Annotated in this window: 24 protein-coding genes; 13 read left to right on the forward strand and 11 right to left on the reverse strand. The window is 63.2% G+C overall.

The annotated features are described in order from the left end of the window. Both GWC77_RS20350 and GWC77_RS20355 read left to right on the forward strand, forming a co-directional pair. The coding region (locus GWC77_RS20350; protein ID WP_173259959.1) for an IS4 family transposase at positions 1-119 on the forward strand (119 nt) is incomplete at its 5' end. 20 nt (positions 120-139) lie between these two features. Next, entirely contained in the window at positions 140-340 is a 201-nt protein-coding gene (locus GWC77_RS20355; protein ID WP_173259958.1) for a hypothetical protein, read from the forward strand. A 71-nt stretch (positions 341-411) separates the two neighbouring features. Here GWC77_RS20355 and GWC77_RS20360 read toward each other — a convergent pair whose 3' ends face one another. From GWC77_RS20360 to GWC77_RS20370, 3 genes are all read right to left on the reverse strand, one after another. Next, positions 412-1,737, reverse strand: a complete 1,326-nt coding sequence (locus GWC77_RS20360) for an MFS transporter (RefSeq protein WP_173260003.1) — start codon at positions 1,735-1,737, stop codon at positions 412-414. A 182-nt stretch (positions 1,738-1,919) separates the two neighbouring features. Next, the gene (locus tag GWC77_RS20365; RefSeq protein WP_173259960.1) at positions 1,920-2,906 is read right to left on the reverse strand and encodes a hydroxymethylglutaryl-CoA lyase; all 987 of its coding nucleotides are present in this window, start codon (positions 2,904-2,906) and stop codon (positions 1,920-1,922) included. Continuing rightward, the gene (locus GWC77_RS20370) at positions 2,903-4,120 is read right to left on the reverse strand and encodes a CaiB/BaiF CoA-transferase family protein (RefSeq protein ID WP_173259961.1); all 1,218 of its coding nucleotides are present in this window, start codon (positions 4,118-4,120) and stop codon (positions 2,903-2,905) included. The genes GWC77_RS20365 and GWC77_RS20370 overlap by 4 nt, the downstream gene beginning before the upstream one ends. Positions 4,121-4,335: 215 nt before the next feature. Between GWC77_RS20370 and GWC77_RS20375 the strand changes: the two genes are divergently transcribed. Next, entirely contained in the window at positions 4,336-5,250 is a 915-nt protein-coding gene (locus tag GWC77_RS20375) for a LysR family transcriptional regulator (RefSeq protein ID WP_173259962.1), read from the forward strand. Here GWC77_RS20375 and chrA read toward each other — a convergent pair. Then, the gene (gene chrA / locus GWC77_RS20380; protein WP_173259963.1) at positions 5,228-6,463 is read right to left on the reverse strand and encodes a chromate efflux transporter; all 1,236 of its coding nucleotides are present in this window, start codon (positions 6,461-6,463) and stop codon (positions 5,228-5,230) included. The genes GWC77_RS20375 and chrA overlap by 23 nt on opposite strands. Before the next feature lie 60 nt (positions 6,464-6,523). After that, on the reverse strand, positions 6,524-7,585 hold the full coding sequence (locus GWC77_RS20385) for a DMT family transporter (protein ID WP_173259964.1): 1,062 nt from the start codon (positions 7,583-7,585) through the stop codon (positions 6,524-6,526). A gap of 145 nt (positions 7,586-7,730) precedes the next feature. Between GWC77_RS20385 and GWC77_RS20390 the strand changes: the two genes are divergently transcribed. The 3 genes from GWC77_RS20390 to GWC77_RS20400 all read left to right on the forward strand — a co-directional run bounded on the left by GWC77_RS20390 (position 7,731) and on the right by GWC77_RS20400 (position 10,947). Beyond that, complete coding sequence (locus GWC77_RS20390) at positions 7,731-8,708, forward strand: chromate resistance protein ChrB domain-containing protein (protein WP_173259965.1); 978 nt, start codon at positions 7,731-7,733, stop codon at positions 8,706-8,708. Further along, positions 8,705-9,889, forward strand: coding sequence for a chromate transporter (locus GWC77_RS20395; RefSeq protein ID WP_367949069.1), 1,185 nt, complete (start codon positions 8,705-8,707; stop codon positions 9,887-9,889). Before GWC77_RS20390 ends, GWC77_RS20395 begins: the two co-directional genes overlap by 4 nt. Before the next feature lie 74 nt (positions 9,890-9,963). Beyond that, positions 9,964-10,947 carry a YncE family protein gene (locus GWC77_RS20400; protein WP_254367063.1) on the forward strand — a complete coding sequence of 328 codons (984 nt, stop codon included), beginning with the start codon at positions 9,964-9,966 and terminating at the stop codon, positions 10,945-10,947. Between the two features lie 43 nt (positions 10,948-10,990). Here GWC77_RS20400 and GWC77_RS20405 read toward each other — a convergent pair whose 3' ends face one another. Beyond that, positions 10,991-11,440, reverse strand: coding sequence for a DUF4148 domain-containing protein (locus GWC77_RS20405; protein WP_254367062.1), 450 nt, complete (start codon positions 11,438-11,440; stop codon positions 10,991-10,993). Between the two features lie 202 nt (positions 11,441-11,642). Next, on the reverse strand, positions 11,643-12,407 hold the full coding sequence (locus tag GWC77_RS20410) for an HAD family hydrolase (RefSeq protein WP_173259967.1): 765 nt from the start codon (positions 12,405-12,407) through the stop codon (positions 11,643-11,645). 477 nt (positions 12,408-12,884) lie between these two features. Between GWC77_RS20410 and GWC77_RS20415 the strand changes: the two genes are divergently transcribed. From GWC77_RS20415 to GWC77_RS20435, 5 genes are all read left to right on the forward strand, one after another. Next, complete coding sequence (locus tag GWC77_RS20415; protein ID WP_173259968.1) at positions 12,885-13,397, forward strand: sigma-70 family RNA polymerase sigma factor; 513 nt, start codon at positions 12,885-12,887, stop codon at positions 13,395-13,397. Further along, positions 13,394-14,383 (forward strand): DUF4880 domain-containing protein, encoded by a 990-nt coding sequence (locus tag GWC77_RS20420; RefSeq protein ID WP_173259969.1) that lies wholly within the window; start codon positions 13,394-13,396, stop codon positions 14,381-14,383. Before GWC77_RS20415 ends, GWC77_RS20420 begins: the two co-directional genes overlap by 4 nt. 149 nt (positions 14,384-14,532) lie before the next feature. Next, complete coding sequence (locus GWC77_RS20425) at positions 14,533-15,309, forward strand: energy transducer TonB (protein ID WP_173259970.1); 777 nt, start codon at positions 14,533-14,535, stop codon at positions 15,307-15,309. A 44-nt stretch (positions 15,310-15,353) separates the two neighbouring features. Further along, the gene (locus tag GWC77_RS30320; RefSeq protein ID WP_173259971.1) at positions 15,354-16,124 is read left to right on the forward strand and encodes a response regulator transcription factor; all 771 of its coding nucleotides are present in this window, start codon (positions 15,354-15,356) and stop codon (positions 16,122-16,124) included. 202 nt (positions 16,125-16,326) lie between these two features. After that, on the forward strand, positions 16,327-18,669 hold the full coding sequence (locus tag GWC77_RS20435) for a TonB-dependent receptor (RefSeq protein WP_173259972.1): 2,343 nt from the start codon (positions 16,327-16,329) through the stop codon (positions 18,667-18,669). A gap of 25 nt (positions 18,670-18,694) precedes the next feature. Here the strand turns inward: GWC77_RS20435 and GWC77_RS20440 are convergent, their stop codons facing one another. Continuing rightward, complete coding sequence (locus GWC77_RS20440) at positions 18,695-18,973, reverse strand: hypothetical protein (RefSeq protein ID WP_173259973.1); 279 nt, start codon at positions 18,971-18,973, stop codon at positions 18,695-18,697. 266 nt (positions 18,974-19,239) lie between these two features. On the opposite strand from GWC77_RS20440, the gene GWC77_RS20445 reads away from it, so the two are divergent. Both GWC77_RS20445 and GWC77_RS20450 read left to right on the forward strand, forming a co-directional pair. After that, complete coding sequence (locus GWC77_RS20445) at positions 19,240-19,503, forward strand: helix-turn-helix domain-containing protein (RefSeq protein WP_173259974.1); 264 nt, start codon at positions 19,240-19,242, stop codon at positions 19,501-19,503. Between the two features lies 1 nt (position 19,504). Next, complete coding sequence (locus tag GWC77_RS20450) at positions 19,505-20,854, forward strand: type II toxin-antitoxin system HipA family toxin (RefSeq protein WP_173260006.1); 1,350 nt, start codon at positions 19,505-19,507, stop codon at positions 20,852-20,854. 131 nt (positions 20,855-20,985) lie between these two features. On the opposite strand, the gene GWC77_RS20455 is transcribed toward GWC77_RS20450, so the two are convergent. The 3 genes from GWC77_RS20455 to GWC77_RS20465 are packed head-to-tail and all read right to left on the reverse strand — an operon-like array spanning position 20,986 to position 22,574. Beyond that, entirely contained in the window at positions 20,986-21,654 is a 669-nt protein-coding gene (locus GWC77_RS20455; RefSeq protein WP_173260007.1) for an RNA polymerase sigma factor, read from the reverse strand. A gap of 16 nt (positions 21,655-21,670) precedes the next feature. Beyond that, complete coding sequence (locus GWC77_RS20460) at positions 21,671-22,030, reverse strand: cupredoxin family copper-binding protein (protein ID WP_173259975.1); 360 nt, start codon at positions 22,028-22,030, stop codon at positions 21,671-21,673. Between the two features lies 1 nt (position 22,031). Then, complete coding sequence (locus GWC77_RS20465) at positions 22,032-22,574, reverse strand: DUF4142 domain-containing protein (RefSeq protein WP_173259976.1); 543 nt, start codon at positions 22,572-22,574, stop codon at positions 22,032-22,034. Between the last annotated feature and the right edge of the window lie 100 nt (positions 22,575-22,674).

Below are 22,674 nucleotides of genomic sequence, written 5' to 3' on the forward strand. Positions count from 1 at the left end.
CCCGCAAAGGCGACGGCGAGCCTGGCGTCAAGACCATCTGGCTAGGCATGCAGCGCGTGGTGGATTTTGCTGCTGGTATCAGATACGCGCGTGAGCTCGAGCAGCAGACTTGTGTGTAATGGAATGCGGACAACCCGGCGTGGACAGCGATCTCGAAGCGCTCCGCGCTCGCGGTGCAATCGACGTCAACGGCGAACCGGACCGAGTCGCCGTGACACTCATGGCCACGGCGGGAGCCGCCAATCCGATCGCAACATCGCCGGGCACCGGCACGAGCGGGACCGGCGGGACGGGGTTGGGCGGTACCGGGGGCATGGGGAGCGTGGGCGGCATGATGTGAGACGACGAGCGTGATGTGCATCGGATCCCCGAAGCCGCCGTGCGACGAGGGGACGGATAACCACCGGACCCTCAGTGGCTGATCTTCTCGAGCGCAAGCCCGCGCGTCGCAGGTCCCAGCAAAATCGCGGCAATCCCGACGAGCATCGACGTCCCGATGAACGCCGCGACGCCGGGCACGCCATAGCCGTGCAGCAGAATGCCGATCGCTAGGCCCGCGAATGCCGCTGCGAGACGGCTCCATGAGTAGACGAAGCCGACCGCACGCGCGCGCATCCGCGTCGGATACAGTTCAGCCTGGTACCCATGGTACGCAAACGACATGACGTTCGATGCCAGCGTGAACAACACGCCGAGCACAATCAGCAGCGCCGGAGAAGACGCCTGCGAGAAGAGCACGATCACGACGCCCATTGCTGCAAGGCTCACCACGATTTGCGTCTTGCGCTCGAACTTGTCGGCAAACCATACCCCGAGCAACGGTCCAAACGGATTGGCGATCGCAATCACGAACGCGTAGGCAAGACTCGATGTCACGTGCACGCCACGGCTCACGAGCAGCGTCGGCACCCAGGCGGCGAATCCATAGAAGCCGATCACCTGCGCCATGTTGAACACCGACATGATCACCGTGCGTTTCCGATAGGGAGGCCGCAGCGCTTCCATGAGCGATCCGCGCCCTTCTTTCTCGGGCTGCGCCGGTTGCGGGGCGCTCAGCGCGATGCCACGTTCGGCCGCCACGCGACGTTCGATGTCGGCGACGATCCGCTCCGCTTCTTCAACGCGCTGATGACGCGCGAGCCACCGCGGGCTTTCCGGGATGCTACGCCGTAAGAACCAGACCGCCACGGCACCGAGGGAGCCGATCAAAACGACCACGCGCCAGTAATCGAGTCCGAACGGCCGCATGTCCTTCAACGCGAACGCGAGAAACGCGACCACCGGCACCGCGGAAAACGTGATGACCTGGTTCACGGCATAGGCGCGGCCGCGCTCCCGGCTCGGGATCAACTCGGAGATGTAGGTGTCGATGGTGACCAGTTCGATGCCGAGTCCGACACCCGCGGCAAAGCGCCAGACGTTGAGCCAGAGCCCTGTCGTCTGGAACGCCATGATCGTCGTGCAGACGACGTACCAGATGAGGGACCACGTGAAGATCATCCGTCGCCCGCATCGGTCGGCAACTTGTCCGAACGCGAGCGCGCCGACCCAGAGCCCCATGAACGTCGAAAACACGAAGGTCCCGAAGCCGGCGACCTTCAGTGGGCCAAGCGCCGAGAAGAATCCGAGCGATTCGGGCGTGAAGAGTCCGGAGCGGGCCATCCCCGGCGCGACATAGCCGGTGAAGAACAAGTCGTAGAACTCGAAAAACCCGCCAAGCGAGATCAGGATCACCATCGTCCAGACGGTACGCGAAGGTGGCAGGCGGTCGAAGCGCGCGGCAATTTCCGCGGACTTCTGCTCAGGTAACGTGGCTTCTCTTTTCATGTCTCCTCCGATTTGGATGGGCATCGGCGACCTCGATCGGATCGCCGGTAGGTTTTCGCCCGCATTCGCGATGTTCCGATAAGAGCGCGCTCTCAACTGCTGCCGGTGCTGCGTTCCAGCGCGCGCCGAGCGATCGCGTCGTAATCGGCGGGTCGCGGATGCAGATCGAGCCGCTGCCCCGACTTGACGAGCTGGCTCGGCGTGTCATGCCCGAGCATTCCGGGCAGCTGGCGCGAAATCGCGAGCAACGCATCGAGATCGACACCGGTGTCGTATCCCATCAACTCGAGCGCATGCACGATCTCTTCGCTGCACACGTTGCCGCTCGCGCCCGGTGCGTAGGGGCAGCCGCCGATTCCGCCCAACGATGCATCGAAGCGTGTCGCCCCGGCATCGATGGCGGCGAGAACGTTGGCCAGCCCCATGCCGCGCGTGTTATGAAAATGCAGCGTGAGTTCGGTGGCCGGCCAGCGCGTACAGAATGTCTGCGTCAAGAGCGCGACCTGGCTCGGGTAGGCCATGCCCGTGGTGTCGCACAGCGTGACACCGCGCGCATGGGCTTCCTCGACGAAGCGTCTGGACCACTCGAGCACCGTATCCGCGGCCACATCGCCCTCCATCGGGCAGCCAAACGCGCACGACAGCGAAACATTGACGGCCACGCCGGCCCCATGCGCGAGACGCGCGACCTCGAGCAATCCTTGCCACGATTGCTCGCGCGTCATTCGCAGGTTCGAGAGGTTGTGGCTTTCGCTCGCCGACATGACGAGGTTCAGTTCGTCGGCCCGCGCCTCGATGGCCCGTTCGGCACCGCGCACGTTCGGCACCAACGCCGTGTACACGACGCCGGGACGCCGCTCGATGCCCGCTAGCACGGCATCGGCGTCACGAAGCGAGGGAATGGCCCGAGGCGAGACGAACGCCGCCACTTCGATCTTGGCGACGCCCGTGAGCGAGAGCGCGTCGACGAATGCGATCTTCCGATCGGTTGCCACGAAGGCGAGTTCGGACTGCAAACCGTCGCGCGGCGCGACCTCGTGCAGACGAATGCGTCGATGATTCCCTTGCCAGCTCTTCATGCGATCGCCCCTTTTTCGCGCAGCGTGCGGATCATGTCGTCGGTCAGACCGGCCTCTCTCAACACAGCCTCGGTGTCGTCTCCGAGCCGCGGCGCGGCCGAACGAATCGCGCCCGGCGTGCCGGTCAGTTTCGGCACGATGCCGGGCACGGCGAGTTCGTAACCTTCCCGCGTCCTTTGCCGCAGGATCATGTCCCGGGCCCGATAGTGCGGATCTTCCGCGATGTCCTTGGCTGTATAGATTTTGCCGGCCGGTACACGCGCGGCCGAAAGCGTATCGAGCACTTCCTGCGACGTGCGCGACGCTGTCCATGCGCCGATCGCCGCGTCCAGTTCGCCGACACGCGCAACGCGCCCCGCGTTCGCGGCGAGCGACGGATCGGCGGCCAGATCGTCGCGGCCGATGACGCCCATCAGGCGCCGAAAAATGCTGTCGCCATTACCGGCGACGAGCACATAACCATCCGTGCACCGATAGGCGTTCGATGGTGCAATACCCGGCAACGCGCTGCCCGCCGCTTCGCGCACGGCGCCAAACGCGCTGTACTCCGAAATCAGACTCTCCATGACGTTGAATACGGCTTCGTGCAGCGCTACGTCGATCACCTGCCCTTTTCCGCCGCGAGCGTCGCGATGGTAAAGCGCCATCAAAACGCCGATCACGCCGTGCAATGCCGCCAGCGTGTCGCCGATGGAGATGCCGCAACGCACCGGCACGCGCCCGGGTTCACCGGTGAGGTGCCGTAGTCCGCCCATCGCTTCGCCTATCGAGCCGAAGCCCGGTAAGTCCCGGTAGGGTCCGCTTTGACCGTAACCCGAGATTCGCAGCATGATGAGACCCGGGTTGATTTCGCACAGCGCTTCGTAGCCCATGCCCCAGGCCTCGAGCGTACCGGGCCGGAAGTTTTCGATGAGCACGTCGGCCTGTGCGATCAGCGCGCGTGCCACTTCCTGTCCTTGCGCGCTGCGCAGATCGAGTGCAATGGAGCGCTTGTTACGCGATTGCACCTGCCACCAGACCGACGTACCGTCTTTCATGAGGCGCCAGTTGCGCAGCGGGTCGCCCGCGCCAGGCGGTTCGATCTTGATGACATCGGCGCCGAATTCACCGAGTGTTTTGCCGGCGAATGGCCCCGCAATCAACTGTCCCATTTCGATGACCCGGATGCCATCGAGCGCCGCCGGTGAAATGGAAGTCGATGGTTGACCGCTCATTGGCCTATCTCCCCTGAAGTTCTGGTAGCTCGATGGGTGGCGATTATGCGAGCCGGCCCAACTCGGCGGAATATCACAGTCGCGCATCCAGCTTTCGCGAAACGCGAAAGCCGATTCAGGGTCTTCCCTAACCGCTATCGGGGAATGAAGAGCGATATTGCATAATGCGCGGCACGATAGATCGGTTACCGACTAACACCGACTTACGCCCGATCATGAATCTGCACCGCCTGGATCTCGTCTCGCTCTCGCTGTTCAACCTGGTGGTGCGCAGCGGCAGCATCAGCAAGGGCGCGGCTCTGGCGCATCTCGCGGTGGGCGCTGCGAGCAAGCGGATCGCGGACCTCGAAGCCGCGTTGGGTGTCGCCCTCTTCGAGCGTCATTCCCGCGGGATCGTACTGACGGCGGCCGGCACCGCGTTGCAGCGGCACGCGCAACGCATTCTCAGCGATGTCGACGTGTTGAGCGCGGATCTTTCGGACTATGCAGCCGGCGTCGTCGGCGTGGTGCGGCTTTGGGCCAATACCTCGGCCGTCACGCAGTTCCTGCCGGCCGAGATCGCCGCTTTCACGGCGGCCAATCCGCAGATCCGTATCGAACTCGAAGAGCAGAACAGCGACCGCGTGGCGACGGCCGTCGTCGACGGTGAAGCGGACTTCGGCATTCTTGCCGAATCGACGCCCATGCTGGGCCTGCAGACCGTCCCTTATCGGCGCGATCAGTTGGTGCTCGTCGTGCCGAACGGCCATGCGCTTGCCGCCCACCGATCGATCTCGTTCGACGAGGCACTCGAGTACGACTTCGTCAGCCTCTCACGGGGTACGTCGTTGGCCAAACGGCTCGAACGCGCCACCGAATCGATAGGCCGACGGCTGAAGCTGCGCATCCGCGTGCGCAGCTTCGATGCCATGTGCATGATGGTCGCGGCCGGACTCGGCGTCGCCGTGCTGCCCGCGGCGGCCGTGCGGCCGTATTTGCGCTCGATGGGGCTGCGCAAGATCGAGCTTGCCGAAGAATGGGCACACCGTGCACTGCTGATCTGTGCGCGAGACCTGGCTGTATTGCCCAAGCCGGCCCGGTTGCTCGTGACGCACCTCACGGGGTCCGTCAATGCGGGAGGACTTCGATAACGCCTGCAATCGTGCAAAGGAGTACGACAGCGAGTGGCGGCACTTTCCAGCGTGTCAACAAGAAGAACCCGACCGTGGCGATCGCGAAATCGGCTCCCGAATGGACGGCACTCGTCCAGACGGGCGAGTACAACGCCGTCGCCAGCAGCCCAACGACCGCGGCATTGACACCCGACAGCGCCGCGGCCATCGACGGATGCGCGCGCAGTGCTTGCCAGTAAGGCAACGCTGAAAGGACCAGCAGCAAGCCCGGCAAGAAGATGCCGGCCGTTGCCAACAACGCGCCCCAGCCATGACCGGGCGTGCCGACCATGATCCAGCCGAGAAAGGCCGCGAACGTGAAGAGCGGGCCCGGGACGGCCTGAGCGGCGCCGTAGCCCGCCAGAAAGTCGTTCGACGATACCCAGCCTCTCTCGACTGTTTCGTGCTGGAGTAGCGGGAGCACCACGTGACCACCACCGAAGACGAGCGCGCCGGAGCGGTAGAAGGCATCGAATATGCGGATGGCGTGCGTCGAATCGGCCGCCGCCCATGCCGGCATCCCGAAAAGAAGTGCACAAAACAGTATCAGCGCGACTGCGCCTGCGGTGCGCGACACGTGGAACTCGAGCGCGTGTTGACCCATGTCCGCCATGCTCTCGGAGCTGGAAGCTCTGCACAATACCATTCCAAGGCATGCCCCGAGCACGATCACGATCAACTGTGCATAGGCGGTGGTCAGGACAGCAAGAATCGCTATGGCGATCAATGCGATAGCAGCGCGGCGATGGTCAGGGCATAGGCGGCGCGCCATGTCCCATACCGCTTGCGCCACGACGGCTACCGCAACGAGCTTGAGCCCATGAATCAGGCCACTGCCGAGCGGACCGCCCAGTGACGGCGCGACGATGGCGAAAGCGATCAACAACGCGATCGAGGGCAGCGTGAAGCCGCACCATGCGGCCACCGCGCCGCGCCATCCCGCGCGAAGCAAACCGATCGAGAATCCCACCTGAGAGCTCGCGGGCCCCGGAAGAAACTGGCAAAGGCCGACGAGGTCAGCAAACGTCACATCGTCGAGCCAACGGCGCCGCTCGACGAACTCCCGACGGAAGTATCCGATGTGGGCGACAGGGCCGCCGAAGGACGTCAGCCCCAGCCTCAGAAAAACCGACAGAACCTCGAGTGCGGAGCCCGCGCGGCTCGCGTGCGACTTCGATATGCCTGCTTCCATAAACCCTTCGATGTGAGGAGCGCGCACACGGACGGCGATTTTCGTGCCGCCCAAGAGCGCCTAGTGCTGATGGCGGTGATGAATGTCCGGAAAATGCGCGTGCGAGTGCGTAATGGGCAAATGAACATGCGGATGGGTGTGCGGTTCGTCGCCCGCATACGGGAAGTCGTGCTGGTGCCGATGGTGTTCGTCGTGGCGGTGCCGGTGAGTGTGCTCGAGGAGGTCGTGGCTATGCTCATGCTCATGGCGCTCGCGCACGTGCAGCCAAATGCCAAGCGCCATTAGCGCTGCCGCGATCCAGAACGATACGGAAGGTAACTCAGGCCATAGCACGAGCGAAAGCGCAACCCCGAAGAGCGGAGCAACCGAGAAATACGCGCCTGTCCTCGCAGTCCCGAGGTGCCGCAGCGCAACGACGAATAGGACGAGGCTCACGCCGTAGCCGGCCAGTCCCGTGAGCATCGCAGCGACGACAATGCCCGCGGCCGGCAGTGCCGCTCCCATGGCAAAGGCGATGGCGAGGTTCACGGGGCCGGCGATCAAGCCCTTCAAACAGGCGATCACCATCGCATCGTTCGCGGACACCTTGCGTGTCAGGTTGTTATCGATCGCCCAGCACAAACAGGCACCGACGATCAGCAGCGCCCCGATGGGAACCGCTACCTGACCCGGGTGCCACGACAGCAGCACGCCTCCCGCGACGATAGCCACCATCCCGAGGAATACTTGGATGTCGACGTTCTCGCGAAAGACGACCCATGCGATGACGGCGGTCAGCACGCTTTCGAGATTCAGTAGCAACGAACTGGTCGCTGCCGACGTGCTCGCGAGCCCGAGCATGAGCAGCGCGGGTCCCGCGACCCCGCCGGTCACGATCGCGCCCATGAGCCAGGGCAGTTCGCCTTTCTCGATTCTATGGCTTGCGTTCGCCATGGCATCGGCCCGTCGGAGCCTGCGAGCGACGATGCCCATGCCGAGCCCGACGCCGCTGCCGAGATAAAAAAGACCCGCCACCATGAAGGCGGACATCGAACCGAGAAGTGCTTTGGCGATCGGGGTGGCGGCGCCGAACAGTGCCGCGGCCGCGAGCGCGACGAACACCGCGCTGAGTCTTGAGTTCATGGAATGAGGTGTTTGGTGGGAATCGGCGCGCGCGGCGCCCTATGCGCGCAGTTTAACGAATCGGGATCGCTGGATGGACAAGCGGTTCTGGACCGGAGCGCGAGTTAACTTGTATTGATATTAACGTATGTGTAGGATACTCTACATGAATACATCGCTGATATGGTCTCTGCTCATACTGACGCTGCCCACCGAGAACGCGACAGCGCGCATGCGCTTTTACCGCGCGCTCAAGGCAAAAGGCTGCGCCGTCCTGCGGGACGGCGTCTATCTCTTGCCCTATAGCGAGGCTCACGAAGACATGTTGCGCGAGCTGGCCGACGCCATTGCCGAAAGCGGCGGCACAGCCCACCTGCTGCGCTCGCCGAGCCTCGATGCGTCTCAGGAACAGGTGTTCCGCACGCTGTTCGACCGCGAAAGCGACTATGACGCGTTCATCCAGTCGCTGGCGGCGGCGCGCAGAACCATCGAAGGTCAGTCGGCTACTGAACTGACGCGTCTGCTGCGACGCATGCACAAAGATTACGAGGCCATTCGGGCAATCGATTACTTCCCGGACGATGCCGCCACGCGCGCGGAAGCGGCGTGGCAGGACCTCGTCGCGCTCGTCGATACCGTGCTCTCGCCCGGTGAGCCGCATCCTGCCGAACACCCCATCCGTCTGCTGTCACGCGATCAGTACCAGGGCCGTATCTGGGCCACGCGCCAACGAATGTGGGTGGACCGCGTGGCCAGTGCCTGGCTCATTCGGCGCTTCATCGATTCCCGTGCGCGCTTCGTATGGCTGACCTCGCCGGACGAATGCCCGGCAGATGCACTCGGTTTCGACTTCGACGGCGCGGCGTTCACGCATGTGGGCGAGCGGGTCACCTTCGAGGTGCTGCTCGCGAGTTTCGGCTTGGACCAGGATCCGGCCCTGCTGCGCCTGGGCGAAATCGTGCATGCGCTCGACGTGGGCGGGCCGGGCGCCCCGGAGGCAATTGGATTCGAGGCGGTGATGTCGGGCACCCGCAAACGCGTGGACGACGACGATCAATTGCTCGAGCAGATGGGGCCGGTATTGGAGGCGCTCTATACGCATTTCGCGATGAGCGGCGAAAAAGACATTGGGAGGCGTTCGTGAGCACGGTGGCCACTGCAGCACCGACCTACACATTGGTCCAACTCGTCAGATACATGTTGCGGCTCGGCACGCTCGGCTTCGGCGGCCCGGTGGCGCTGGCAGGTTACATGCGTCGCGACCTCGTGGAACGGCTCGGTTGGATCACCGAATCGGACTACAAGGAGGGCTTGGCACTCGCGCAGCTCGCGCCGGGGCCACTCGCCGCGCAACTGGCCATTTATCTCGGTTATGTGCATTACCGGATTCTCGGCGCAACGCTCGTGGGGTTTGCATTCGTCCTGCCCTCGTTCTTGATGGTCGTGGCGTTGGGCTGGGCCTACGCGCACTTTGGCGGCCTGCCGTGGATGCAGGCGGTGTTCTACGGCGTGGGTGCCGCCGTCGTCGGCATCATCGCCATGAGCGCCTATAAGCTCACGATGAAGACGGTCGGCAACGACAAGCTTCTGTGGGCGATCTTTCTGACGCTCGCCATCGTCACGTTCGTCACGGAATCCGAGATCGCGTGGCTTTTCATCGCCGGCGGACTGATTGGTTGGCTCTGGCGCGCTCCGCCGAAATGGTTGCATAAAGGCGGTATCCATGCGATCGCAGCGGCGAATCTTCCTGCGGGGGCCAGCGTCGTTTCCGGGTTCGATTGGCCACTGCTTGCACAGCTCGGGGGCTTTTTCATGAAGGCCGGCGCGTTCGTCTTCGGATCGGGCCTTGCGATCGTGCCGTTCCTTTACGGTGGTGTCGTGACCGAGCACCATTGGCTCAACGACAAGCAGTTCGTCGACGCCGTCGCCGTTGCGATGATCACACCGGGACCGGTCGTCATCACGGTCGGCTTTATCGGTTATCTCGTCGCCGGCCTGCCCGGCGCCTTCGTCGCGGCATTCGGTACGTTCCTGCCGTGCTATCTGTTCACGGTGATCCCGGCACCGTACTTCAAGAAGTACGGCCACCTGCCCGGCGTCAAAGCGTTCGTGGACGGTATTACCGCGGCGGCGGTCGGCGCCATTACGGGCTCGGTGATCGTGATTGCCAAGCGTTCGATCGTCCATGCGCCGACTCTCCTCATTGGCCTCGCGACGATCGCCTTGCTGTGGCGCTTCAAGAAACTTCAGGAACCGTTCGTGGTGGGTGCGGCCGCCCTCCTCGGTCTTGTGGTTTATCCGCTCGTTCATTCGCACGTCTTCTGATGCTGCCCCTTGCGCGAACGAACAGGCTACGTGGCAGGCGCCGGTGTCTCGTCCTGCTTTTTGGCCTATGCGTGATGCTGGTCGGCGCGGGCCTGCGCACAGGAAGCACCTGGGCTGCAGCAGACAAACCGTCGATGGGCGATCTGCCACTCAGGCACGTCGTTGACATTCGACTACCTGGCCGGACGAGTCGTCTCGATTATGAGAGTTACGATCCCACCCGACGCCTGCTTTTTATCGCGCACCTCGGCGATGGGGAGGTGATCGTCTTCGACGTCGCTTCATCGCGCGTACTCGGACGAGTTGGCGACGTCTCGTCGGTACACGGTGTGCTTGTCGTTCCCGAGCAGTCCCGCGTGTACGCTTCGGCCACCGGAACCGACGAAATCGTCGCAATCGACGAGGCCACGCTGAAAATCGTTGCGCGGGTACCGGGTGGTCACTACCCCGACGGCATGGCCTATGCTCCTGACGCGCACAAGCTTTACGTATCGGACGAGACCGGTGAGACGGAGACGGTGATCGACGTTCAAACCAACCGGCGTATCGCGACGATCCCGCTCGGTGGCGAGGTCGGCAATAGTCAGTACGACTCGACATCGCGTCATATCTTCGTCAATGTGCAGACACGCGATGAACTCGTCGAAATCGATCCAACGATCGACCGCGTGATTTCCCGCTTCCCTCTGACGGGCGCAAAAGGCAACCACGGACTCCTGATCGACTCGCAGGATCGCATCGCGTTCATCGCTTGCGAGGGAAACGACAAGCTTTTGGTCTTCGACATGGGTTCGAGACGCGTCCTGCAATCGTTCTATGTCGGTAGAGACCCAGACGTGCTGGCGTTCGATACGACATCGAAGACGTTGTACGTCGCGGGAGAGGCTGGCGTTGTCTCGATGTTCAGTGTGAAAGGCGCGGCAGTGAAAAAAATCGGCGAAGCCCGGGTCGGACCGAATGCACATGTCGTCGCGGTGGATCCGGTGACCCACCGCGCCTATTTCCCGCTCAAAGATGTCGGCGGACACCCCGCGTTGCGCGTGATGGAGGCGCGGTGAGTCGAGCAAGGCGACAGCCAAGTGGCTCAAAACCCATTCAATCCTATCGCCCATAAAAAGCCGAACACTGCGGCCCGACGGCGCAAGCCCGCCGCGCGTCCATAGCGGAATCTACCGGCGCGCCCGCGTCCGATTTCCCGGCAGCCACACCGCCCATGGATTCGGTGCTCTGATCAGACGATGTCGCGTTCGTCGACGTATCGCCGCTCATCGCTTTCACGGGAGCGTCCGACTGCGCGAGCGTCGTATGCCGCTGATCGACGACGCGCTGCGCCGCCTGCAAATTGTCGGGATAGTGATACCAATCGCGCGGGTTGTAGCCCGCGCCGACAAGTTCCTCGAGCTGTGCTCTGACGCTCGCGCGGGTAATCTGCGCGTGCGACGCGTCGGTACTTTGGGCGACGGCCGGTAGTGCGAAGACGGCGGCACCGAGCGCGAACATAGGGGCGACGAGCGCAGAACGCAGCGAAGCGACGCGAAATGAAGGTTTCATGGTGGGACTCCGATCGTCGTGGTAACGACGACATAGCGATTGAGTCATCGCGGTCCTTGGATCGGACTGCGACCCGCAGCGGTCGGGCGATCGGAGATGCGCGCCAGCCACGATCGGCTGGCTTTATCGGCTTGACTGCGCTGCTTGCTTGTTAATTCGCCGGCCTATGCGCCGCGGTTACAGCCAAGACGTGAAATAAACCTCAAAGCACAACGCGCGCTCGGCATTCGTGCCATCGCCGCAGTACAGCCAAGTCGACATATCGCTGCGTCGCGTCGGCCAGCGGCTCGGGCACGGGATCGTCGGGTTCGCCCAGGTGGGAAATCACCGCCAATGCGTCGACGAAACGATGATGGCGCGTGTAGGTTGTCGGTGTAATCACTGTGGGTATGCCGGCAGCGGCGGCCGCTCGGGCGCCGTTTTCGGAATCCTCGAACGCGACGCACCGGCCGCCATCCAATCCGAGCGCATCGAGTACCCCGAGATAGACATCGGGAGCAGGCTTTTTCACCGGCGTAGTCGACCCATCGCAAATGACCGCGAAGCGTTCGCGCCAACTCGCCCCGAACGGCGCGGCGAGCAATGCATCGATATTCGCAGGCGTGGTCGTCGTGGCAATGGCGACAGGCAAACCTGCCGCATTCGCCTCACCGATCAGCCGCACGATACCAGGGCGCAGCGGCAATGCTCCCTGGCCGACGCGCTCGGCGTAGTACCTCGTCTTGAGCGCATGCAAGGCTGCCACGGTTTCCGCGGCTTTGGCTCCGTTTGCCTCTTCGGGCTCGATGCAGCGCCAATAACGAAGGATGCGCTCCTTGCCGCCCGCTACGTCGAGCAGCCGCGTATAGAGCGCGTCGTCCCAGTACCAATCGAGCCCCGCCTCGGCGAACGCGGAATTGAACGCATCGCGGTGAGCGCTCTCCGTGTCGGCAAGCGTCCCGTCGACGTCGAAAATCAAGGCGTCCATGCGCGTCTCCTGTCGTGGCCCGGCCCGAATAAACGCCACCAAGCATAGACAGCCACGCGCTCATGGGGAATTCACGATTTCTTTGGGAATCGTTAAGTAATCCCATAGCCCACCGATCAAGTCGCGCTGAGCGTGACCGGGGTTCGGTTTGCCTCGCCAAAATCGTCGCAGCCGGCTGCGAATGCGATCGCTGCCCCCGCCAACAGCGGTTGCGGATTCGATTCGCCCCATGAGTTAAAATTACGCGCCAGCGCCGTGCGATTGCACCCCGCCAGGCAATAATTACCTTATCAACGAAATTGTCACACTATTTACACAAAGCGCGCCTAGATTCCCGCATCCGCTCGTCTTTTGCATCCTCCATTTCCCTGATTGATAGGACTTTTGTCCGCCCGTAAGCTACGGGGGTATCGGCTTTTGATCGCTTCGCCTGCGGCGGTGGAAGAAAGCCGGCTAAAGCCCGCGCGGAGTAGTTGTATGTCCAATGCCATTGCCAGCCCCTGTCTTGCACCGGTGGAATCGATTTTTCGCAACGAGTATCGCTGGTTGCTCGGCCGCCTGCGGTTAAAGCTCGGCTGCGCGTTTACCGCCGAAGACATCGCCTCGGAAACCTTCGTCCAACTGATTGCGCTGCCCGATCCGGCAGGTCTGCGCGAGCCGAGAGCGATGCTGACGACGATCGCCCATCGGCTCGTCTACGATCTGTGGCGCCGGCGCGATCTCGAGCGAGCTTATCTGGCCAGCCTCGCCGCGCTGCCCGAAGCGACAGCCCCGTCCGAGGAGGAGCGCGCGATCGTCGTGGAGACGCTTTACGCGATCGATCGCATCCTTGCAGGCCTTTCTGCGAAGGCGCGCAACGCATTCGTCTACAGCCAATTCCATGACATGACGCACGCCGACATCGCCGAGCGGCTCGGCGTGTCGAAACGAACCGTACGCGACTACCTCGCCCAGGCTATGCATGCTTGCTATCTGGCCTCGATGCAGTGAACGACGATACTGCCCGGGCGGCAGGTTCCGGCGCCGGCCGCGAGCATAACGAGCAAGCGATTCGTGCCGCGATCCGCTGGATGGTGATGTTGCGTTCCGGCGACGCCACCGCGCGCGACCGGGAACGTTTCGAGGCTTGGCGTAATGCCGACCCTTCTCACGCGAAGGCCGTGGCCCACGTCGAGGCCTCGCTCGGCGCCCTCTTACAACCCGTGGCGGCCGGCATGCCGCGCCGCGCCGTTGGCGATGCGCTCCTCGCCGCGCCCACTCGGCGCAAGCTCGTGCGCGGCGTGCTTTCATTCGGCGCGGTCGCACTCGGGGCCGGCGCGATCGTCGACCGGCTCTCGCCGATCGGCCAATGGACAGCCGATTTTCATACCGACACCGGCGAGCGAACGAACACGGTGCTCGCCGACGGTTCGACCGTCACGCTCGGCGCCCGAAGCGCCGTCGACCTTGCTTACGCCGGCGAGACACGCGGGGTGGTCTTGCGCACCGGTGCGGCTTTCGTCCGGGTCGCGGCGCGAGACATCCGGCCGTTCGTCGTTCGCAATGGGCACCGGCGCGTGCATGCGCGTGCCGGTTCGCTGTCGGTGCGCACCGAAGGACCTTGGCTCCATGTCGCAGCGCTCGACGCGCCGCTTCGGATTTCCGTAGCCGACGGCGAGACAATGATGCTTGCGCCCGGTCGCACCGCGCGAGCGGGGGCGCATCGAATCGAGCTCACCCGTGAGAGCGCCGCGTCCGAAGCGTCGTGGACGTCGGGGCAGTTGCAAGTCGACGAGGCGGCCCTCGCCTCGGTCGTCGAACGCCTGCGTCCGTATTTCCCCGGCGTGATCCGGGTCGCGGACGATGCCGCTTCGCTCCCGGTGACCGGCGTGTTCCCGCTCGATCAGCCGCTGCGCGCGCTCGATGCGCTGGCCGCCACACTGCCTCTTTCGATCAGCCGCTACGCGGGATACCTGGTCCTCGTCTCGCGCGCCTGAGCTTCGCCCGCATCCCCAAAGTGGAACTCTCGGGTTCCTCGAGAATATATTTCGTTCGGAATACGTCACTTTCGCTCGCTCGCCCCACATACCATTTGAAAGCGCAAATGCGAACCACCAAGCGCGCCCCACCCATACGATCGACGCAGATGACAAGTACGGCCATAACCCCCGCGACCCAGTTCCTTCAAGCCGAACGCGGCTTGAAGGCTCGGACGATCATCGTCACCGTGTTCGTCGCCGTGGCACATCTCGCGCTCTTCGCCACCTTTGTGACGCGGGAGCGATGGGGCATATCGGGCCTACGCGACGCGCACGCCGTCGCACCGTCCGCGCCCGTCGAGGTGGTCTTGCTGGCCGCCCCCTCCTTCGCCGAACGTCCGGCGCCGGCCGGCCCACTATCCCCCGCGCCAATTCATCCGTCCCGATCGCCGGCCGCACACTCGTTGCTTCGGCGCAAACCGGCACCTACCGAGATCGTCGCGCCAGCCGCGCGCGCGAGCGCGCCGCAAAACGTGGCGACTGTCCCACCGGCTGGCGCAGCGGCTGGCGCCGCCGGTGCTGGCGAGAGCGCCGCATCGGCAGAGAATGCGGCGAAAGCGCCACCCGTGGCCGATGCGGCGCGGTTCAGCACCCGCCCGCAAACGAAGCGGGCCGATGAAGTGGTCTGCCGCATTCCGGCGCCCGCCTATCCGGCACGCGCACGCAGGCTCGAGGAGGAAGGCACGGCGACCGTACGAATGACGCTCGATACGCGCGGACGCCCGACGGCCGTGAGCCTCGAACAAGGAACCGGCTTCGCCGATCTCGATTCTGCCGCGCTCGATGCCGTGAGGGGCGCCGCTTGCGAGCCTTATATCGATCGCGGCGAGGCAGTTCCCGTCAGCGTCGTCCAGGCAATCGATTTCAAGCTCGCCCGCCCGTGATGGCGGGCAAACGTTTCAACCCAATGCAACAAAAGGGGGTCACTGTGAACTACGCCATCCTCACGAATGACGGCAGCCTTGCGCGACGCATCGCGGAGAGTCTCGCGCTGTGTTGCACGGGCGGAGAAGTATTCACGAACGAGATCGACATGCTGCGTGCGCTCCGACACAAGCCCTACGGTCTCATCGTAGTCGATGCTCGAAGCAACGACGTGGCGACGAGTGCGCTCGTGGGCTGGCGCGAGTGCCATTCGTTCCGGAACACGCCGCTGCTCGTGGTCGGCTCGTTCGCGAATCCGGCCAACCTCTTGCAATGGTACGAGGCGGGCGCCACCGATATCCTGTCGCTGCAATTCAACGAGAACGAATTCTACGTTCGCGCGACGCGCGCGATGCAGCTCGACACCGGCATGGCGAATCGCGAGCTCTTGAGCCTGCGCGTCGGCCCTTATACGCTCGACAAGGCATGCTGCGTCGTCGAGCTGCGCGATACGTCGATCCCACTGACGCCGCGCGAGTTTGCGACGGCTTGGCTTTTCTTCACGAACCCCGGCGTCAGTCTGACTCGATCGATGGTGGCGAAATCGATCTGGGGTAGCGAAACCGATTGCGCCGACCGCTCGATCGAGCAGCACATCTACAAGCTGCGCAGAAAATTGGCGCTCGGGCCTGCAAATGGCGTGACGCTGCGCACCGTCTATTCGCTCGGCTATCGGCTCGAAGTCTCCGCTAAGGCGACGGACAATGCGCGCTTCGAAGGCGGCTTGGGACGCGTACCACTCATCGCGCATGCGGCGGAGATTGGGCGGGCCTGAAAGACCGATCGGAAAACCCTTACTGCAGAATCAGCCGATCCCTATCCCCCGATCGGCGTCAACTAACCGATATTTGGGCCGTTGAAAGGCAGAGACGCGCGCATGTCGAGCGCGTTTCGATTCAAACGGCAAGATGATCGGTTTTGCATCGCTCGTATGTGGAAGCGGTCGAGTCGGCCTTCCTCCAATCGAGATGAATGCAATGGCAAAAATGGCGCCCGGTACACACGGACGTTGGGGTTGGCTTGCGGGGGCGATCTGGTGCTCCGTCGCGGCTTCGCACGCTTGGGCGGCGGATACGCAGCCCATCGAGTTTCATGTGGCGAGCGCTCCGCTCGAACACGTACTGCTGCAGATCGCAAAGCAGGGACACCTCGTTCTTTCGTTCGACGCGGCACTGACGCGAGGCCTCGTGTCCCACGCTGTCGACGGCACCATGACGGCAAGGGAGGCGCTCGCCAATGCGCTGATCGGCAGCCGTCTCGAGCTGATCGATGTAGCGGGCGGTACGCTGACGCTGCGCCCCTCCGGAGCAATGGACGAAGCGGGTTCCGCATCGCCCCCGGCGCACGTGCTGCCGAAGATCGATGTACTCGCTCGTGCCGATGACGGCTCCGCGACCGAGCAGGGCTTCGTCGTCGAGCGCTCGTCGACAGCCACGCGCACCGACATGGCACTCTCCGACGTGCCGCAGTCGGTCGGCGCGGTGAGCCACGACGTGATGACCAGCCAGCAAGCGGTGAGCGCCGCCGATGCGCTCGGCAATGTGAGCGGCGTCACGTCGCTGTTCGGCTTCAACAACGCAAACTACGACGTCAAAGTGCGCGGCTTTCAGACGAACACGCTGATGGTCGACGGCATGCTCTACGAATCGGAGGCTTATCCGCCACTGGAGGAGATCGAGCGCGTCGAAGTCATCAAAGGGCCCGTCACGCTGATCGCGGGGGGCGTCCCGTCGGGCGGCATCGTGAATCTTGTCACGAAGAAGCCCGAGTTCAAGATTCAACGTACGCTGACGACGCAAATCGACTCGAACGGCCAGCGCAGGGCAAGCGTCGACCTTAACGGCATGTTCGGCGACGGTTCGCATCTTGGCTACCGCTTCGTTGCCGGCGGCGAGTTCGATAACCGCAACTACGGCGGCTATGACGGACAACGCGAGGATTTTGTGGCGCCATCGCTGCGCTACCGCGATGGTTCGAACGACATCACGCTAGGGTTCGAATACCATCGCAATCGCTTGCCGATCCTGCCGTACACGGTGGGCGGCCCGGACGGCCAACCGCTACCCGGTACGCCGCTCACGCCGGTCAGCGCACCGAGCGACCACATCGCAAATAAATCGACGGAAGCGCATTTGCTCGCAGAACACGACTTCGGCGACGGCTGGAGCGTGCGTGCGCGAGCGCGGCTGCTGCGCTACGAAACCGAGACCTTTTGGAACGTCCCGTTGGCCGCATTCGACGCCCAAGGCGACGTGGGGCTCGATGCAATCAATGCGCGCACGGTCCAGCACCAAGCCACCGTCGCCGGCGAGCTGGCACGCAAGTTCAAGTTGGGCGGCGTTTCCGGCACGCTCCTCGCTGGCGTCGATTTTTGGCGGCTCGGGTTCGCGAACGATCAGGCACCCGACAACTTCTCGCTTCAGAACCTGTACACGCCCCAACCGCTGCCGACGGTGCCGGGCGGGCCGCTTGCACCGCTCGCTTCATTCGATTCGCGGCAGTGGAGCGCCTACGTGCAGGCGCAACTCGAGTTCGGTTCGCGGCTGCGGGTCCTGGCTTCGATGCGGCACACGAACGTGCTGCTCTCCGATTCGCTCAATCACCTCGATCAGCACAACGGCGCCTGGACGCCCAATCTCGGCGTCAGCTACCGGTTGACTCCGTCCGCAACCCTCTATGCGAACTGGCTGCACGGGTTCGATCAGTCGCTCGGCCAACAGACGTCCAGCGGAACGCCGTTGCCGGCAATCCGTGCCGAGCAGATCGAGGCAGGGGTGAAATTGAACCTGCTCGACGACAAACTGTATGCGACAGCGTCCGTTTATCGTCTGCGCAACGACTTTGCGATTGGGCCGGACCCGACGAATCCGCTTTTCGCCGTACAGGTACCGGGCCAGCACAGCCGCGGGTTCGAGTTCGATTTGCAAGGGCAAGCGCTGCCAGGCTGGAACGTGATCGGCACGCTGGCCGTGGCGAGCTCCAGCGCGGGCGGTGACAGCGGCGCCTCCCCAGCAGTCCCGGCTCGCAGCGCGAGCCTCTGGAGCACCTACGCGTTCAGCAAGGACCCGACGCGCGGCTGGGGCGTCGGCGGCGGAATCTTTGGCCATTCGCGCCAGCCGACGGATTTGCCTGGCTACTCGCTGCCCGGCAATGCGCGCGTCGATACAACCGTCTTCTATCGCGCCAAGCACTGGTCGGCACAACTGGGCGTGAAGAATGTGTTCGACCGGCGCCTTTACGGCGCGTCGATGCACGCGATCTACATACCGGTGCTGCCGGGCCGCACCTTCGTACTGACGACGACGTTCGATTTGGGTTGACGCGGCACGATCTTGCGCGGCCGTGCTAGTGAAGCGTCGCCGTCGCGGGCCGCTCGTCTCCGAACAGGAGATGCCCGCTTTGCACAGTACTACCCATGGCATCGAGGAATTGGGCGGCCGCGTGCGCGCTGAAGCGGATGGTTCGCTCGGCAAAGCACGGGCGCTCGTCCTCACGCATCAAATCGATGACGACGACGGAAATTTCGCCGGACGAGTGCAAGACCATCGAGACCGGTACGGATACATTCACAGCTTCGTCCGGCGATTCGCATACATCGGACGGTTCTTCATTCTCAAAAATCACCCGGACATTCTCCGTTTCCAGTGTTGTTCGCCCACCGCGCCGATTATCCGCACGCGCACTCGCGTCGCGATGGGACAGGACGAAATGCCGAAGACGCTGGCGAAGCCGCTCCCCGGCCGGGCATAGCCGAATAGCGCGATGGGCTGGATGGCAACAGGCGTTCGAACCGCAAGCCGAACCGTCGCTCGGTTTATCCGGTTTCCGGATACTCTGTGAATAGCTGAATTTCAGCTAAAATACAAATAGCTGTTTTTCGGATACATGCTATGCCCTCGATCCTGCCGTCTCAATCGCTTGTGACTGCCTTGCAGTTGGGCCAACTATTAAAGGCTGCCCGCAAGCGTCGCAAACTCACGCAAGCGGCAGTGGCGGCCCGCTTGGGCCTGAGCCAGAACCGTGTGTCCTACCTGGAACAGCACCCGGACGACATCAGCTTCAAACAATTGCTGAGCTGGTGCGCGGCCGTCGGGCTGGAGCTACGGTTGGGGGAACGTGCAAGCCTCGACCCGGCACACAAAACGGAGTGGTGATATGGGGCGACGCTCGCACAGTCAAACGTTGACGCTCTGGGCCAACGGCGAATACGTTGGCCGCTGGACCATCACGGCCCGTGGCGGCATGGAACTGCAATACGACGCGCACTGGCTCGCTTCTCCGCATGGACGGCCAATCTCCGTATCGCTGCCTTTTAATTTCAATAACGAACCATTGAGAGGCGACAGCGTCGCCCATTATTTCGAGGGCCTGCTCCCTGACAGCGGTGCTATCCGCAAGCGGGTTGCAGCGCGTTTCAAGACAGGCTCCACCGACGCTTTCGATCTCTTGGCTGCCATCGGTCGCGATTGCGTGGGCGCGCTACAACTGCTGCCAGAAGGCGAGTTGCCGTCAGGCGTCGAGCGCATCGACGGCGTTGTCACGGACGACGAAGCGATCGAGCGCCATCTGCTAGAAGTCGTCACTCCGGACCGCTTCGCCGGCGCCATGGACCCTGACGATGACTTCCGAATATCACTTGCGGGCGCGCAAGAGAAAGACGCCTTTTTGTGGTGGGACGGCAAATGGATGAAGCCGCGCGGCGCCACGCCCACGACGCATATATTCAAGCTGCCTCTTGGTTTGGTCGGCGGCCGGCAAGCGGATTTCAGCACGTCAGTGGACAACGAGTGGATCTGCTTGCGGATCTTCAAGGCATACGGTCTGCCCACAGCGCAAGCGCGTATCGCCACGTTCGGCAAGCAACGGGTACTCATCGTGGAGCGATTCGATCGCTCGATCTCGTCCGATACCACGCGTGTGTTCCGGCTCATCCAGGAAGACTTCTGTCAAGCCACCGGAACGTCACCGCTCATCAAATATGAGAGCGAAGGCGGGCCCGGCCTCGGACAACTATTCGCGCTCTTGCAGCAGTCCGTGAATGCGGAGCGTGACATGCGCACCGTCATGGCTTCCCAAATTCTCTTCTGGATGCTGCGCGCTCCGGACGGTCATGCCAAGAATTTCAGCATCCAACTGCAGCCTGGTCCAGCCGCCCGGTATCTGCTGACGCCTATTTATGACGTCATGTCGGCGTACCCGGTCATCGGTGACGGGACCAACCACTGGGACGTGCAGCAGCTCAAGCTAGCCATGGCACTACTCGGCAAGAACCGGCACTATCAAATGCACACTATCCTGCGCCGCCACTTCAACAGCACAGCAAGAAAGGTGGGGTATGGGGAAAACGCCGAGCCGTTGCTTCAGGAGCTGATCGCACGCACGCCGGCGGTGATAGCGGAGGTTCAGGCAGACTTGCCTCATGGGTTTTCGCAGGAGGTCGCCGATAAGGTGCTTCGCGGGCTATCGAGCGCCGCACAGGCGCTTGAACGTATGCCGCCGATTTGATGCGGGCCGCCCGCACATGTGCGGCGCTCCCTGTGCGATGGTGAGAAGAAAGAACACACTGCCGTCTCGTGTGACTCACGATGTTCCTCCTCTTTGGAATCGCCAGCGAGCGCAATCTTGTTCGTGCCCAATTATCTATCGATCTTCGCGAGCACCGCATCGACGATACGGTCGCAGTGCGCCCCTCCGAACGAGAACACCTCCCCCTCCGCTAGATCGAGCGCTCTCGCCAGCGACTCGCGCAGCATGCTGCGTGCGCGGAAGTGGCGCGAACGTACCGTCGCTTCCGGAATATCCAGGTACTGGGCCGTCTCCTCGACGCTGAGCTCCTCCACGCAGCGCAGCACGAAAACGACGCGATACGCCTGCGGCAACGCGTCGAGCTTGCGTTCGAGCAGTGAGCGGATTTCACTGCGTTGCAAAGCTTCGTCAGGGGCATCCGCGCCCTCTGTGTCGGCCATGTCATGCTCCGTTCCGTCGCTGTCCGTCATGCTGAACATTGGCGCCACGTTGTTTCGGCGAGCCTGGCGCCGTTGCCGCCCCATACACTCGTTGAGCACGAGGCGCGACAGCCAGGTCGCGAGCGACGCCTGCGCGCGATACCCGCCGATTGCCTTGTAGGCGGCCAGATAGGCATCCTGCAACGCATCCTCGGCCTCGGCGTCGTCGCGCAAGACGGCTCGCGCGAGACGGTAGAGCCGCCGGTTGTGATGCCGCATCATCTGAACGAACGCGGTCCGATCGCCGGCCGCGATCAGCCGCGCGAGCGCGGCATCGTGCTGCCGTCCGAGCGCCGACATCAATACCGCTTCGGCGTCACTTCGTGTTGCGCCGTTCATGTCCTTTCTCCACGATGAGGGTCGCTTTCATTGTCGGATGGAGTGTGCACCCATAAGGATAGGTGCCGGGAGCCCGCGCGACATAGCGCCACCGATGGCCCGGTTCGATCGTTCGGGAATCGAAACGGCCCGTGGCGGTAGCGGTATGCGCGACGAGATCCTTGTTGACCCATACGATTTCGTCGCCCGCCTGGACCGTGACCGACGCAGGCGAGAATTGCATCCCCTCGATCGTCACGATATGTTCGGCAGCCGAGGCTGGGTGCGTGCCGAGCAACAGGCAGACCGCTGCGGCAGCAGACAGCGCCGCCCGTGCGAGCCACGCATTCGAGGACATGTCATTCCCCCTTGTTCGCCAGCTCGGTCTGAAGCTGCCGCGCGTGCTCGAGGTGAGCGACAAAGGCTGGCCGAACCTTGACGAGCAACGCCTTCAGGTCGGCATTTTGCGCATCCGGAATCAGTGTCTTGTCGACGGCGTCGAGCACCGCCTCGTGATAGGCCACTTCGTGATCGACATAAGCTTTGTCGAATGCCGCGCCCTTGAGTTTCTTCAGCTTCGCGAGGTTTTCGTCGCCGCCTTGCTTCAACGCGCGGCTCGTGGGATTGTCCTCCGGCGTCACGTTGAGCCGGTGGACGAGATCGACCGCCGATTTATTGACGCTGCTGTGGTCGGTCACCATCAGATGCGCAAAGCTTTTGACGTCCTTGTTATGGCTTCGTGCGCCGGCGAGCTTTCCGGCATCGATATCGACTTGGTTTGCCGTCACGACGATCGCGGCGATTTGCGGATCCGTCGGGGCGGCAACGGCTTGCTGGGCGTGCGCGTCGATTGTCAGCAGCGAGAAAACAGCGAGTGCCGCGGCGTATGGGATGTGCTTCATGTTGGGTCTCCGGGTGAGCGGACAGCGACATTCGGCTCGATGAGCCGGTTCGCCGTCCATGCGCCGATAGATGTCCTATCCGATCGGCGCGTTCCCACTT

Source organism: Paraburkholderia sp. NMBU_R16 (assembly GCF_013282575.1).
Taxonomy (GTDB): Bacteria; Pseudomonadota; Gammaproteobacteria; order Burkholderiales; family Burkholderiaceae; genus Trinickia.

Bases quoted from the DNA above. Each gene is read 5' to 3' on its own strand.
- GWC77_RS20360 (WP_173260003.1), bottom strand. From the start codon at position 1,737: ATGGTGATCCTGATCTCGCTTGGCGGGTTTTTCGAGTTCTACGACTTG.
- GWC77_RS20365 (WP_173259960.1), bottom strand. From the start codon at position 2,906: ATGAAGAGCTGGCAAGGGAATCATCGACGCATTCGTCTGCACGAGGTC.
- GWC77_RS20370 (WP_173259961.1), bottom strand. From the start codon at position 4,120: ATGAGCGGTCAACCATCGACTTCCATTTCACCGGCGGCGCTCGATGGC.
- GWC77_RS20375 (WP_173259962.1), top strand. From the start codon at position 4,336: ATGAATCTGCACCGCCTGGATCTCGTCTCGCTCTCGCTGTTCAACCTG.
- chrA (WP_173259963.1), bottom strand. From the start codon at position 6,463: ATGGAAGCAGGCATATCGAAGTCGCACGCGAGCCGCGCGGGCTCCGCA.
- GWC77_RS20385 (WP_173259964.1), bottom strand. From the start codon at position 7,585: ATGAACTCAAGACTCAGCGCGGTGTTCGTCGCGCTCGCGGCCGCGGCA.
- GWC77_RS20390 (WP_173259965.1), top strand. From the start codon at position 7,731: ATGAATACATCGCTGATATGGTCTCTGCTCATACTGACGCTGCCCACC.
- GWC77_RS20400 (WP_254367063.1), top strand. From the start codon at position 9,964: ATGCTGGTCGGCGCGGGCCTGCGCACAGGAAGCACCTGGGCTGCAGCA.
- GWC77_RS20405 (WP_254367062.1), bottom strand. From the start codon at position 11,440: ATGAAACCTTCATTTCGCGTCGCTTCGCTGCGTTCTGCGCTCGTCGCC.
- GWC77_RS20410 (WP_173259967.1), bottom strand. From the start codon at position 12,407: ATGGACGCCTTGATTTTCGACGTCGACGGGACGCTTGCCGACACGGAG.
- GWC77_RS20415 (WP_173259968.1), top strand. From the start codon at position 12,885: ATGTCCAATGCCATTGCCAGCCCCTGTCTTGCACCGGTGGAATCGATT.
- GWC77_RS20425 (WP_173259970.1), top strand. From the start codon at position 14,533: ATGACAAGTACGGCCATAACCCCCGCGACCCAGTTCCTTCAAGCCGAA.
- GWC77_RS20435 (WP_173259972.1), top strand. From the start codon at position 16,327: ATGGCAAAAATGGCGCCCGGTACACACGGACGTTGGGGTTGGCTTGCG.
- GWC77_RS20445 (WP_173259974.1), top strand. From the start codon at position 19,240: ATGCCCTCGATCCTGCCGTCTCAATCGCTTGTGACTGCCTTGCAGTTG.
- GWC77_RS20450 (WP_173260006.1), top strand. From the start codon at position 19,505: ATGGGGCGACGCTCGCACAGTCAAACGTTGACGCTCTGGGCCAACGGC.
- GWC77_RS20455 (WP_173260007.1), bottom strand. From the start codon at position 21,654: ATGTCGGCGCTCGGACGGCAGCACGATGCCGCGCTCGCGCGGCTGATC.
- GWC77_RS20460 (WP_173259975.1), bottom strand. From the start codon at position 22,030: ATGTCCTCGAATGCGTGGCTCGCACGGGCGGCGCTGTCTGCTGCCGCA.
- GWC77_RS20465 (WP_173259976.1), bottom strand. From the start codon at position 22,574: ATGAAGCACATCCCATACGCCGCGGCACTCGCTGTTTTCTCGCTGCTG.